This is a genomic window from Flavobacterium sp. LM5 (genome assembly GCF_002017945.1).
Classification (GTDB): Bacteria; Bacteroidota; Bacteroidia; order Flavobacteriales; family Flavobacteriaceae; genus Flavobacterium; species Flavobacterium succinicans.
Genome location: NZ_MUFX01000002.1, coordinates 244,549 through 257,484, shown reverse-complemented (window position 1 = coordinate 257,484; position 12,936 = coordinate 244,549). Strand labels below are relative to the sequence as shown.

The 12,936-nt window shown below is 34.0% G+C and carries 15 protein-coding genes and 1 pseudogene; 10 read left to right on the top strand and 6 right to left on the bottom strand.

All coding sequences use genetic code 11. The features are described from left to right. Positions 1 to 25 precede the first annotated feature (25 nt). The 10 genes from BXU11_RS09530 to BXU11_RS09485 all read left to right on the top strand — a co-directional run bounded on the left by BXU11_RS09530 (position 26) and on the right by BXU11_RS09485 (position 6,109). Entirely contained in the window at positions 26 to 796 is a 771-nt protein-coding gene (locus BXU11_RS09530; RefSeq protein ID WP_078212366.1) for a 3'-5' exonuclease, read from the top strand. Between the two features lie 76 nt (positions 797 to 872). Continuing rightward, complete coding sequence (locus BXU11_RS09525; RefSeq protein ID WP_024980266.1) at positions 873 to 1,484, top strand: fumarylacetoacetate hydrolase family protein; 612 nt, start codon at positions 873 to 875, stop codon at positions 1,482 to 1,484. After that, positions 1,484 to 1,828 (top strand): Hpt domain-containing protein, encoded by a 345-nt coding sequence (locus tag BXU11_RS09520; RefSeq protein ID WP_024980265.1) that lies wholly within the window; start codon positions 1,484 to 1,486, stop codon positions 1,826 to 1,828. The genes BXU11_RS09525 and BXU11_RS09520 overlap by 1 nt, the downstream gene beginning before the upstream one ends. 42 nt (positions 1,829 to 1,870) lie before the next feature. After that, the gene (locus tag BXU11_RS09515) at positions 1,871 to 3,121 is read left to right on the top strand and encodes a CinA family nicotinamide mononucleotide deamidase-related protein (protein ID WP_078212365.1); all 1,251 of its coding nucleotides are present in this window, start codon (positions 1,871 to 1,873) and stop codon (positions 3,119 to 3,121) included. 73 nt (positions 3,122 to 3,194) lie between these two features. Then, the gene (gene rpmB, locus BXU11_RS09510; protein WP_024980263.1) at positions 3,195 to 3,431 is read left to right on the top strand and encodes a 50S ribosomal protein L28; all 237 of its coding nucleotides are present in this window, start codon (positions 3,195 to 3,197) and stop codon (positions 3,429 to 3,431) included. Positions 3,432 to 3,460: 29 nt separating this feature from the next. Continuing rightward, complete coding sequence (gene rpmG, locus BXU11_RS09505; RefSeq protein ID WP_007805817.1) at positions 3,461 to 3,643, top strand: 50S ribosomal protein L33; 183 nt, start codon at positions 3,461 to 3,463, stop codon at positions 3,641 to 3,643. A 67-nt stretch (positions 3,644 to 3,710) separates the two neighbouring features. After that, a complete protein-coding gene (locus BXU11_RS09500) occupies positions 3,711 to 3,863 on the top strand; it encodes a DUF4295 domain-containing protein (RefSeq protein WP_066310049.1) in 153 nt (50 codons plus the stop codon). A 116-nt stretch (positions 3,864 to 3,979) separates the two neighbouring features. Further along, positions 3,980 to 4,933, top strand: a complete 954-nt coding sequence (ftsY, locus tag BXU11_RS09495; protein WP_024980262.1) for a signal recognition particle-docking protein FtsY — start codon at positions 3,980 to 3,982, stop codon at positions 4,931 to 4,933. A 458-nt stretch (positions 4,934 to 5,391) separates the two neighbouring features. After that, positions 5,392 to 5,832: a lipocalin family protein gene (locus BXU11_RS09490; RefSeq protein WP_024980261.1), complete on the top strand. Its 441-nt coding sequence runs from the start codon at positions 5,392 to 5,394 to the stop codon at positions 5,830 to 5,832. Then, positions 5,813 to 6,109 carry a DUF721 domain-containing protein gene (locus BXU11_RS09485; RefSeq protein ID WP_024980260.1) on the top strand — a complete coding sequence of 99 codons (297 nt, stop codon included), beginning with the start codon at positions 5,813 to 5,815 and terminating at the stop codon, positions 6,107 to 6,109. Before BXU11_RS09490 ends, BXU11_RS09485 begins: the two co-directional genes overlap by 20 nt. Before the next feature lie 187 nt (positions 6,110 to 6,296). Here BXU11_RS09485 and BXU11_RS09480 read toward each other — a convergent pair whose 3' ends face one another. From BXU11_RS09480 to BXU11_RS09455, 6 genes and pseudogenes are all read right to left on the bottom strand, one after another. Next, entirely contained in the window at positions 6,297 to 6,716 is a 420-nt protein-coding gene (locus BXU11_RS09480) for a nucleoside-diphosphate kinase (protein ID WP_024980259.1), read from the bottom strand. 90 nt (positions 6,717 to 6,806) lie between these two features. Continuing rightward, on the bottom strand, positions 6,807 to 8,396 hold the full coding sequence (gene bshC / locus BXU11_RS09475; protein WP_078212364.1) for a bacillithiol biosynthesis cysteine-adding enzyme BshC: 1,590 nt from the start codon (positions 8,394 to 8,396) through the stop codon (positions 6,807 to 6,809). A 377-nt stretch (positions 8,397 to 8,773) separates the two neighbouring features. Next, entirely contained in the window at positions 8,774 to 9,103 is a 330-nt protein-coding gene (locus BXU11_RS09470; RefSeq protein WP_078212363.1) for a hypothetical protein, read from the bottom strand. 23 nt (positions 9,104 to 9,126) lie between these two features. Next, positions 9,127 to 10,491, bottom strand: coding sequence for a DUF4302 domain-containing protein (locus tag BXU11_RS09465; protein WP_078212362.1), 1,365 nt, complete (start codon positions 10,489 to 10,491; stop codon positions 9,127 to 9,129). Positions 10,492 to 10,569: 78 nt separating this feature from the next. Then, positions 10,570 to 11,432 (bottom strand): annotated as a pseudogene (locus BXU11_RS09460) (putative zinc-binding metallopeptidase). 15 nt (positions 11,433 to 11,447) lie between these two features. Next, complete coding sequence (locus BXU11_RS09455; protein WP_078212361.1) at positions 11,448 to 12,929, bottom strand: RagB/SusD family nutrient uptake outer membrane protein; 1,482 nt, start codon at positions 12,927 to 12,929, stop codon at positions 11,448 to 11,450. Positions 12,930 to 12,936 lie beyond the last annotated feature (7 nt).

The following is a 12,936-nucleotide window of genomic DNA, read 5'->3' as shown; positions in this document are numbered from 1 at the left end:
TTGCAATTGTAAATAATAGGATGAAATGGAACTGAAATTAAATAGACCCATTTGTTTTTTCGATCTTGAAACAACAGGTATTGATATTGGGAAAGATCGCATTGTAGAGATTTCAATTTTTAAAGTTTTCCCCAACGGAAACAAAGAAAGTAAAACCTGGTTGGTCAATCCAACCATTCCTATTCCTGCTGAGACAACTGCGGTGCATGGGATTACTAACGAAAAAGTAGCCAACGAGCCCACCTTCAAAGAATTGGCCTCGCAGGTATACAATTTGATAAAGGATGCTGATTTGGCTGGATTCAATTCAGATCGTTTTGATATTCCTTTATTGGCTGAGGAACTGTTGAGAGCGGGAGTTGATTTTGATATGAAGAATAGAGTTTCTGTGGATGTACAGACTATTTTTCATAAAATGGAAGAACGTACGCTAGCAGCGGCATTGAAATTTTACACCGGTAATTCACTCGAAAATGCTCATTCAGCCGAAGCAGATACGATGGCTACTTACGAAATTTTAAAAGCACAATTGGATCGCTATCCTGAGTTGGAAAACGATATGAAAGTGTTGTCCGAATTTACGACAAGAAAAAAAATAGCCGATTTCGCTGGAATGATTGCTTTTGATAAAGACGATGAAGAGATTTTTACTTTTGGAAAGCATAAAGGTGTTAAGGTTGAAAAGGTATTAGAGTCGGAGCCTGGTTATTTTAGCTGGATTCAAAACGCTGATTTTCCTTTGTATACCAAAAAAGTACTTACAGCCATTAAATTAAGAAGGTTAAACACAAAATAGAGTGATTAGTGAAAAGTAATTAGTGAATAGTATGTGTTTGCTAATTACTTTTTACTAATTACTATTCACTTAAGTTATGAAAATAATTTGCATTGGCAGGAACTATGTCAACCATATTGAAGAGTTAAAAAACGAACGTCCAGAGGAGCCAGTGGTTTTTATGAAGCCTGATTCGGCTATTTTGCTAAAGCAGCATCCTTTCGTGATTCCAGAATTTTCAGAGGATATTCATCACGAAATTGAGTTGATTGTAAAAATTAGTAAAGTTGGAAAATACATCGAACCTAAGTTTGCACATAAATATTATGAAGAAATTAGTGTTGGAATCGATTTTACGGCAAGAGATTTACAGGAAAAACTAAAACAAAAAGGATTGCCTTGGGAAAAAGCAAAGGCTTTTGATGGTTCGGCAGTGATTGGAGATTTTTTGCCTAAAACTCACTTTAGTTCACTTGAAAATCTTACATTTGAGTTAACTAATAACGGACAAAGCGTTCAAAAAGGTTGTTCTAGTCATATGTTATGGTCTATTGATGAGTTGATTGCTTATGTTTCGCAGTTTTTTACGTTGAAAATAGGAGATATCATTTTTACGGGAACACCGGCTGGAGTTGCTGCTGTGCAACCCAATGATGTTTTAGAAGGATTTTTAGAAGGACAACAATTATTTAGAATACAAGTAAAATAATGGCTTTAAAATACAACCTTTCCAAAGTGTATGCGCTTTCGGACAATGATCCAGAATTTGTGTTGCAAATTTTAACTCTTTTTGTTACTGAAGTTCCAGAAGATTTGAAAAAAATCAAAGAAGGAATTGATGAGAGCGATCATAAATTAGCATACGCCTACGCGCACAAGACCAAACCTACTCTTGATTTAATCGGATTAAATGTCGCATTTGAAGAAATTCTTCAAATAGAAGCTTGGACTAAAACCGAAGGTCGAAAAAAAGATATTATAGAAACTTTCAAGAGCCTCAAAAAAAGAGTAAAAGATGCTATTAAGGAAATCAAAAAGGATTTTGACTTGTAACAGCTGATTCGAAAAGGATATTCATTTCAATTTTATTAGTATATGAAAGCAGCCATAATTACTATCGGTGACGAAATTCTTATTGGGCAAATTATTGATACCAATTCAGCTTACATTGCAAAAGCACTGGATCGAATAGGGGTTGAGGTTAAAGAGATGCTTTCTATTAGTGATGATAGAAAAGCTATTTTGGATACGTTTGCTTCTTTGCAGAATAAGGTGGAGTTGGTGGTGATTACTGGTGGTTTAGGGCCGACAAAAGATGATATTACTAAAAAAACGATTTGTGATTATTTTGAAGATACGCTTATTCGTAATGTTGAGGTTGAGTTGCATGTTGTAGCTTTAATTGAAAAAGCATTACAGCGAAAAGCTTCGCAAATGAATATCGACCAAGCTTTGGTGCCCTCGAAGGCTACGGTATTGCATAATGAAGTGGGTACGGCTCCGGGAATGTGGCTCAAAAAAGAAAATACCGTTTTTGTATCGCTGCCTGGTGTGCCTTATGAAATGAAGTATTTGGTGGATTATCAAGTGGTACCTAAAATAGTTAGCGAATATGAGCGTCCCTTTATTATACATAAAACGGTGCTTACTTATGGTCAAGGCGAAAGTTTGGTGGCTGAACGCATTGAGCAATGGGAGGATGATTTGCCTAACTTTGTGAGCTTAGCGTATTTGCCAGCTCCAGGTCGGGTGCGTTTACGGTTGACGGCAAGAGGAAAAGATAAGCATTTTTTGGAAGCGGCGTTGCACGATTTGTTGGCATCTTTACAAAATCTTATTGGTGATATTATTGTGGGGTTTGATGAGGAAGAAACTTTGGAAGTTGTTGTTGGTCGTATGTTAGTTCAAAAAAATAGGACAATCGCTACGGCTGAAAGTTGTACGGGAGGTAAAATAGCACAATTAATCGCAAGTGTTCCTGGTGCTTCTGGTTACTATAAAGGGAGTGTGGTGGCATATGCTACTGCGATGAAAATTAAGTTGTTGGAAGTGTGTCCTGAGACGATTGAACAGCATAGTGTGGTTAGTGGAGAGGTGGCAAAAGAGATGGCGGTGAATGCTCAAAAAATATTCCAAACGGATTATGCTATTGCGACTACTGGTAATGCTGGACCAGCAAAAGGTGACTCTGAGGCTAGTGTTGGTAGTGTTTTTATTGCCTTGGCTACACCAAATGGTGTACTAGTGGAAGCGTTTAATTTTGGTCAGCCCCGTGAGAAAGTTATCGATAGAGCGGTAACTAAGAGTTTGGAAATGATGCAAAAAGAAATTTTAAAAAATGTGTAATAATTTTTTGTTTCATCCGTTTATTTTTCTTTTCTTTGCACCCTGATTTTGAATAACGATAAAAGATAAGATAATGTCAAGAGTTTGTGACCTTACAGGTAAAAGAGCGATGGTAGGAAATAACGTTTCTCACGCTATGAATAAAACTAAGAGAAAGTTTTCTGTAAACTTAGTGAAAAAGCGTTTTTATCTTCCAGAAGAAGATAGATGGATTACTCTTAGAGTAGCAGCATCTACGATAAAAACAATTAATAAAAATGGAATTGCTGCTGTATTGAAAAAAGCGCAATCAGAAGGATTTATCAAATAATCTTTTTCCAATAATAACTATATAGCAAGATGGCAAAGAAAGGTAATAGAATCCAAGTAATTTTAGAATGTACTGAGCACAAAACAACTGGTGTTGCAGGGACTTCAAGATACATCACAACAAAGAACAAAAAAAATACTCCAGACAGATTAGAGATTAAAAAATTTAATCCAATCTTGAAAAGAGTAACTGTTCACAAAGAAATTAAGTAATAACAAGTGGTTTTAAAGTCTCAATTGTTTAATTAGAGATTTTTAAAATACAAATAACATTTGAATCATGGCAAAGAAAACCGTAGCATCGTTACAAACCGCTTCTAAGAGATTATCAAAAGCCATTAAAATGGTGAAATCTCCTAAGACTGGTGCATATACATTCGTAGAATCTATTATGGCTCCTGAAGCAGTTGATGAATTCTTGAAAAAGAAATAATTTTCATACAATTTATATAAAAGCTACTTTCTTTCGGAAGTAGCTTTTTTATTTTTTATATTTACGCTTTCAAATATTGCAGTGATTTTTTTCATGACCTACTTAAACTAACCCAAATGAGTTTTTTTAAACGTATTTTTTCCTCCGATAAGAAGCAGTCTTTAGATAAAGGACTCGAGAAAACAAAGACTAATTTTTTTACAAAATTAACAAAAGCTGTTGCCGGTAAGTCAAAAGTAGATGATGATGTGCTTGATAATTTAGAAGAAATTTTAGTAGCTTCAGATGTTGGAGTTGCTACTACTTTGAAAATTATTACACGTATTGAAAATCGTGTTGCAGCAGATAAATATTTAGGGGTTGATGAGTTAAATGCGATTCTTCAAGAAGAAATTGCTGGCTTGTTATCTGAAACTAATAACGGAGAAGCTTCAGAATTTGTAGTACCAATCAATACTAAACCTTATGTATTGATGGTGGTAGGCGTAAATGGAGTGGGTAAAACCACTACTATTGGTAAATTGGCTTATCAGTTTAAAAAGTCAGGATACAATGTTGTTCTTGGAGCGGCGGATACTTTCCGTGCGGCAGCTATCGATCAGTTACAAATTTGGGCAGATCGTGTTGGAGTGCCTATAGTGCGTCAGGAGATGGGAAGTGACCCAGCTTCTGTAGCTTTTGATACTTTGCAATCAGCGGTGGCACAAAATGCCGATATTGTGATTATTGATACCGCTGGACGTTTGCATAATAAAATCAATTTAATGAATGAGCTATCAAAAGTGAAACGTGTGATGCAAAAAGTGGTTGCTGATGCGCCTCATGATGTACTTTTGGTATTAGATGGTTCTACAGGTCAAAACGCTTTTGAACAAGCCAAACAATTTACGGCTGCTACCGAAGTTACTTCTCTTGCGGTTACTAAATTAGACGGAACGGCCAAAGGTGGCGTTGTTATTGGTATTTCGGACCAGTTCCAGATTCCAGTAAAATATATTGGAGTAGGTGAAGGAATTGAAGATTTACAAGTCTTTAATAAGTATGAGTTCGTAGATTCTTTCTTTAAATAGTTTGATGTGAAAAATTTTAGCCCTTTATATTTGTACTTCATCAGTATGATTTGTCTTGTCTTGGCTAATTTTGTTAGAGGTAAAATGGATTATGCGTATGGCTTTTTTCTAGGAGCTGGCGGGGTTCTTTTTTTAATTGGTATTTACAAGAAGTTTAGTGCTAAGTAAAATTTGATAAAAGCTGATTTTTCCTTGCTTTTTCTATACTAATTTATTGTTTTTCCATCTTTTTAATTTTCTTTTAGTTGCTTTCCTTTTTGTTTTAAAATGTGGAATGCGAACTGTTTTTCTTTGTTTCTTTACTTGATTTACGCGTACTTTGTAATTAGAGTAGACGTGTTGTTGTACACTGTTTTTCTAGCCCTGATGGGAACGGCATCCTTGTGGTCCCGGGGTTCGGGACGACAAGATATAGTGGACAGCAGGAAATAGCTCCTTATAAAAATTAAAAATATTCTATGAAAAAAGTAGTTGTAGTAGTAACCCTTTGTTTGTTTTTTTTAGGGTGTCAATCTAAAGTTGAGAAAGAATCGGTGACTTTGTTGAATGGGTATTGGGAGATTGAGAAGGTGGTTTTTGAAGAGGGTGCGGATAAAGAATACCCGAGCAATGATAGTTTTGATTATTTTGAAATAAAAGGCGATACTGGATTTAGAAAGAAAGTAATGCCGCAATTGGACGGTACGTTTCAGGCGAATGATTTGGTAGAAACGATTCGTGTTCGAGAGAAAAATGATCAAATTTTTCTAGATTTCAAGACTGATTTTGCGCAATGGTCAGAGGAATTGATAAAGATTGATGCAAAGGAATTGGTCTTAAAAAATGCAGAGCAAAAAGAGTATCACTATAAAAAAACAGGTCCGATAAAAATTATTGACAATGGCAAAACGACTAAATAATCAGAATACGGTAGGGGATGTGTTGAAGCATATTATTGAGGCGAATAAATTGCAAACAGGTCTTAATCAGATTGATGTTCGTGAGGCTTGGAAAAATTTGATGGGCAATGGTGTAAATTCATATACTCAAGATGTGGTTTTGAAAGGTAATATATTATATGTTGCCTTAACGTCTTCAGTACTGAGGGAGGAATTGAGTCACGGGAAATCGAAAATAATTGCCATGATTAATGAGGAATTGCGTCGTGATGTGGTTAGAGATGTGGTGTTGAGGTAGAATGTGAGTGTTCAGTGGTCAGTAATAAGTATTCAGTTTGCTGTAGCGACTATATACTCTTTATTGAATTATAATTTTCAGGTAATAAAAAATCCCATTTTGTTTATAGCAAAATGGGATTTTTTTATGAGATAATTATTTTTAGTGCATTTTACTGCCCACTAAAAACTGTTTACTGAACACTGATTTAGAATTGCTCTCTTCCAGCAAAGTGGAAAGCACTTTCGATAGCAGCATTTTCGTCGCTATCAGAACCGTGAACAGCATTTTCACCGATAGAAGTTGCGTAAGCTTTACGGATAGTTCCTTCTGCAGCTTCAGCTGGATTAGTCGCTCCGATTAAAGTTCTGAAATCTTCCACTGCATTTTCTTTTTCTAAAATGGCAGCAACGATAGGACCACGAGACATGAATGCTACTAATTCTCCGTAAAAAGGTCTTGCAGCGTGTACAGCGTAAAAAGCTTCTGCATCAGCAACTGTTAATTGCGTTAATTTCAAAGAAACAATTTTGAAACCTGCATTGGTAATCATTGCTAAAATGTTTCCGATGTGTCCGTTTGCTACAGCATCAGGTTTGATCATTGTGAATGTTCTATTCGTAGTCATTATTTGGTTTTTTTTAAATTCGGAGCAAAAATATACTTTTTTATCAATTCCGATTAGTAAAAGACGAATTTAATTAACAATCTATATGCTTTAGAATGTTATTATTGTGAAATGCGTTGCTAGTGGCTGTATTTTTTGGATCAGTTTTGGAAGTAGTTGTTCACCATTTTCTAAATAAAATTCAGCAAAATTAGCTTGACGTTCTTGCAAACTTTGGTTAGGAAAAAGTTCATTTTGAAGTGCTGTGATTCGGCTCAAACTATCGGCTAATTTTCGTTTTTGTGCTTTTAGCAATCGTTTTTCAAGTTGTTCTAGTCCTTTGGTTTGTTTTACTTCTTGCGCTTTTACGGCGCCTTCAAAAGTTCGGTCGGTTTTGTAAGCGAGTTCATTGAGAGCTTGAAACTGCTGTTGTAATTGCTGTTTCAAATCGCTCAAATCGATGGCGAATTCGGATAATTGTTTGGTTTTGTTGTTGATTAATTGCGCTTGTTTTTGGAATAAATCGCTCCAAGTCAAGGCTAAGGCATCGGCTTTTTTTAGCTGTTTTTCAGTAGCCAATACTACGGAGTTACGTACAATGAGTATTGGAAAAGTCACCTCTACTGCATCAAAAAATGATTTCAATTCTAACCAATACGCTATTTCTCCACCACCACCAATATAGGCTAGATTTGGTAGAATAACTTCTTGATATAAAGGACGCATCACTACATTGGGGCTGAATTTTTCAGGATGGAGTTCCAATTCAGCGAGTAGTTCTTGTTCTGAAAACTGAATTTTAGTATTGTTTATTTTGTACAATCCGTCTTCAAAAATAATACGCTCTCTCAAGTTGTCTTCTATATAAAACAAATTGATTTCACGAGGATTGACTTGAACGGTATAATTACCCATTTGATGGATAGTTTCATTCACTTTTGAAAAAGCCGTTTGATTAAGTATCTCTTCCTTAATAAACGGAATAAATTGTCTTTTTAGATTGGCATCATCAGCATCTAAAATGACTAATCCGTAATCGCTAAATAGAGCATTGGCTAAATATCTGGTCGCATCAGCTAAATTGGGATGCTTCAAATAAGCTTCTTGAAATAGTGTTTTTAGCTTTTCGGCATTGGTACTGCTTCCTAATTCTAGCGCAAAAATGGTTAAAAAATCTTCAAGACCTTCTGTAGATAATCGGCCTACTGGTCCAGTACTTTCTTTGTTCCAACAGAATTTTTTTCCTTTAAAAGTAAAGTAATTGATTTCTTCAAAATCGTGGTCTTCGGTAGCCATCCAATATATTGGAACAAAATTTTGTTCAGGATATTTTTGTTGTAATTCCTTAGTCAGATTGATGGTTGAAATGATTTTATATAGAAAATACAAAGGCCCAGTGAATAAATTCAGTTGATGACCTGTTGTAATCGTAAACGTATTCGATTGGTTTAACAGTTTAATGTTATGAAGCGTAGTCTCAGAAGCATTTATTTTGGCATATTGGGATTCTAGAGAAGCAACTAAAACAGCTCTTTTAGAGTCATCAAAGTTGGCTTTCTTTTCATCTATTTGAGTGCCAAAGTTTTCAAGAGTTGGGAATCGATGGTACAAAGGCTGTACGTTTGGTTTTTGGTCTAAATAGTCATTGATTAATGAGGAAAAATACCCAGAATTTTGAAAGCTGATACAGTCGGATGGCATAATATTGTTATTTGATGCTAAAATATCAAAAAATATTATAAGACATTGTAAAAAACTTCTCTTTAATAGGAGTGCTTATTTTAATTCATGAATATTTATTTGAATCGTTTACTGTGAAGTTGCTTCTTCTAAGTTAAGTTTTATAAATTGTAAAAATTGATTCATCAGATAAGATTAAAATAATAAAGCAACTCAATTTGAGTTGCTTTATGTGTATTAGTACATTTGTAAAAATAAGCCCGTAAATATTAAATTTATTTTTGCGAGCTTATGTTTTTTTTATTTTTTAGCAGTAAAGTTTAAAAAAAATAATCATAGTAAAAAGTAAAGCTTAATACTTTTTAATCACCTTTTTTGATTTTTATATGCTAAACATTTTAAAATATTAAAGGACTCCATCCTGGATTGCCCCCAAAGCGTAAAATTAAAATTTGTAAAAGGCTTAGTCCTTCAACTTCTTCAGCTGAAGGTGAATATTCCAAAATTTTAGACTCTTCAGGCGGATATAGATATTGATTTGGTTTTGTTGAGTTTGTACCGAACCCCGTATTTGATTTCATTAAGAATCCATATTCGGAGCATTTAACAGCAACCCATTCTGCTTTTTCTCTATCAAAAGCAAGACAATCTTTTGAGTCATTATTAGTTTGTTGAGCAAAAGAATTTATCCAAATTAGGATACTAGTTGTTAAGATTATTTTTTTCATAATTTTTTATTTAAGATTATAATTTATTGAAATGGATATACCGTCATTCTAAAAGTGCTATTAAATCCAGTCAACGTAAATGCAGGATAAGGTAGTCCACCTTGTTTAATAAAATACAAACCGTTTGGATTCATTAATTGGTCATCTAGTTTTTTTAGAAAAGCAGGTGCTGTAATTACAGGCGCAGTACCCAGTGTACTAGTTTTCCATTGTAAAGGATTTAGGATAATAACTTTATTTGTAGCGTCTTCTTTAACAGTAAAATAATGGTAATATCTGGCAATAGTTGCTCCTGTAGCATTTCCAAAACGATATTCAATATAGTTACTACCATCAGGATTATTAAACCAAGGCTGTATTCTAGTTAGTTGAGCTCCGGCTGGTAAACTTAATTTAAGTTCGGTCAAAATGGTATTGAATAGTAATGAATTAGTTGAGGCAGTATTTGTTAAGTCGTAAATATATGCATATACATTATTCGGATTTCCTGCTAATAACTTTTTGTAATCATCTGTTATTATTAATGGTTTGTTACTATACTTGATGGTTGCAGTAACATTGTTTGTTCCTGTGGCAGTAAAGGCTCCGCTCGCACTATCATAAGTAAAGTCGGTTAGTTTTTGATTACCAACTTTGACAGGCGGACTTACAATAATACCAGTTGGCGTGTAAGCGATACCCATATTACTAGTCATGTTAGAACCTGATTCTATCGAATTAGCTGTTGCATACCTAGTGGCTCCAGTGAAATTAAAATCAAATTGACTTGTTTTTGAACCATCGAAAGTTTCGAGAAGCCTGAATAGAGGTCTTGTGTTACTACCAATAACATTAGGGATCATAGCGATGTTTTTAGCTAAGTTTGACCAGTCTTCGGCCGTAGCTTTTACAAAACGCAATTCTTTAAAACTTCTATTCGTTTTGAAAATGATTTGATCATTCTCTTTACCATAATAAAGGAATTGAAAGTCTCCTTTGTACCCCTTTCCTCTCAAACTTGCTACAGGATAATTGTTAGAATCAGACAATAAATGTATTCTGTTTTTTGTTGTAAAAACAAGACTTACTGTACTTCCTAATTCGATGCTGTATTCGCTAGAATACGTTCCAGTATCGCTATCGAAATCTGAGGCCATGTCTACTTTTCCCTGTTTAAATTTAAATAAGTGTGTGTAACCTCCCAATTGTGTAGTATCTGTAAAATAAACAGCTTTCCATCCATATTGTGCGGATTCTAATAGGTCATTAAGCTCTTTTTGTTGTGCATTTAATCGTTCCGATGGAGTAGCGTTAAATGGAGAATCTAGTGATTCTTTATTATCACAAGAAAGAAATTGGAATACTAAGAAAGCAACCAATAAGTGATTAAATATTTTCTTTAATTTCATAATTTTTAAATTTATATTTATAAATTGTGTAGTTGAAATATGTTTTTTGGTTAAACAAATTGTGTTTAGAAACTAACATTATCCATTAATTACCGCATTAGTGTTTTTTTCAGCTTCATCTCTAAGTTTGTAGAAATCAATACCAAAAGCATCCTTGAAATACTTTACTACAACAGCTTCTTTACTTTTTATACTAGCTTTTGCAGTGCTGCTTGTTATGGCATTTAGTATAGCTTCGTATTCTGCTTTTGAGTTAACCAACATAATAGATGCCATTTCTGCAAAATCTTCATTAATGTTTGACCTTGCATAATCTGTTATAAAACCTTGTTCTCTAGCTACAGCTGTAGAAGTCGCATACCAGTTAGAGGTATATCCTGTAGGTGTAATTTTTGAAAATGTTTTTTCATCAAAAGGTTTAGTCTGGTTGAGAATATGTATGTATTCATGCTGTATTGTATGAATAAAACGTTTCACGTTTTCACGATTTTTTTTGTTGACATTGTCGGTTTCAAATAATGTAATGCGTTGACCACCTTCAGCTAAACCTAGTGTTATGGTTCCTGTAGTATTTAAGTTAATTCCCCCACAAGCACAAACTCTCTTGGAGCTATTTTTTTTACAAAATCAGGGCCTGCGATGGCTTTATAGCTTTCCAACCAGATTTTTTGAACGATTTCTAGTGCAGGTTGTACTTTTGTTTGCAAAGGAGGGTATAAAAAACGATTATTATCGACTACGTTTTGATTCCATTTATAAATAATATTAATGTTATATGTATTCAAATAATTAGTATCAATCCAGTTGTCTAATTCTGATTTAGCGGGTGTTGACAAATCTAATTGACTTTCTTTAAGGCCTTCCTCGCTTGAACAGGCATTAAACAGTAGCGCTACTAAAGTAAGTAATGCTATTTTTTTTACTTGTTTTAATATTTTCATAGTTCTGTGGTTTTGTTAACGTGGATTTTTTTCGATTCCTGTATTAGATACGTGTAATGGGATTTGAATAGCTTTTCGTTTATCGTCTTTTGTTAAAATATTATCCGCTTGATTATATGATTGATGGGTTACTTTTAAAGCAAACCTTTTAATATCAAGCCATCTTAAGCCTTCGTGAATAAACTCTCTTCTTCTAATTTCAGCAATTGCTTTTATGTAAGAAGTTTGTATTGGAGTTAGTGAGTAAAACGGAGTGTATTCATTTTCTATGACCGGATACTTGGCTATAACTTTAGCTTGTGTAATTTTGTCAGTAGTGGCATTATAATTTTTTACACGAATAGACATGAAATAATCTAATTCTTGATTGGCTAAATCGATTTGATTCGTCATAATCAGTGCTTCGATTCGATTGAGGTACAATTCGTCATTACTTAATAATACAAGACCGGTAAACGGAAGACCAATTCCAGCATTTGCATTGGTGTATCTGAAGTATTCAGTAAATTTAGGAACGAAAATAGTGATTTGACCATTATACGATAACGGGCGATATAAATATTCTTTGTTTACTAAATTCGTTGTTGTTCCAAAAAGCTCGTCTCTATTGGCGCCTGTTAATTGATATCTGTTTCGTCTAAAACTTCTAGAGTAAGTAGATGAAGCAGAAACAATCAATAGGTTAGTGTTTTCACTTTCTTGAGAATATTTTCTTGTACCTGTTTCAAAATCAACATCTAAATAGGATTGATAGTTTCTTAATTGATCAATTTTATTTGAAGATAATTCATTAGAAACTTCTAAAACCTTATTCCATTCGCCTGTAATGGCATAAAAACGACTTGCAAAAGTGTTTGCTGCAGCTTTGTTAAAGTGGAATTTTGGCAATTTGTAATCACTATTGACATATTTAAGGCCTTCTGCTAAATCTGCTTTAATGTAATTGAAAACTTCTTCTACGGTATTCCTAGTGTACTTTTTTATCAATACGTCTTCGGGTTCTAATACATATGGTATTCCCAAATCAGTTTTTGCTGTTGCAGGATTATACCTTTGAGAGAAAAAGCTAACAAGCATAAAGTGAGAATAAGCTCTGGCAATAAGTGCTTCTCCTTTTTGAGGATTTAAATTACTTGGGTTGCCTAATTTTTTTATGGCATCTAGTGCTTGATTGGCATGTGCAATAGCATCATAACAAGCATCCCAATAAAAAGAAGGAGTGTCTCTTTGAATATCATCCTGCATTTCCCAGTTGTAATTTTGACTATTTTTTATAGTTGTCAGTGTTAAATCACCACTGTCAAAAACATTATCCGTCATTGTTTCAGCAAATTCCATATAGTTGGCTTGTGGATATGCATTAACTAATATTTCAGATATTTTTTCTGGTGTATTTAATTGTGTTCTGTTGTCAGGAATCTCAGAAAGGAAATCATCGCAACTAGTTGAAAGTACTAATGTCAATAAGAGACTTAGTGTTATATTTAGTTTTCTCATTTTTTTG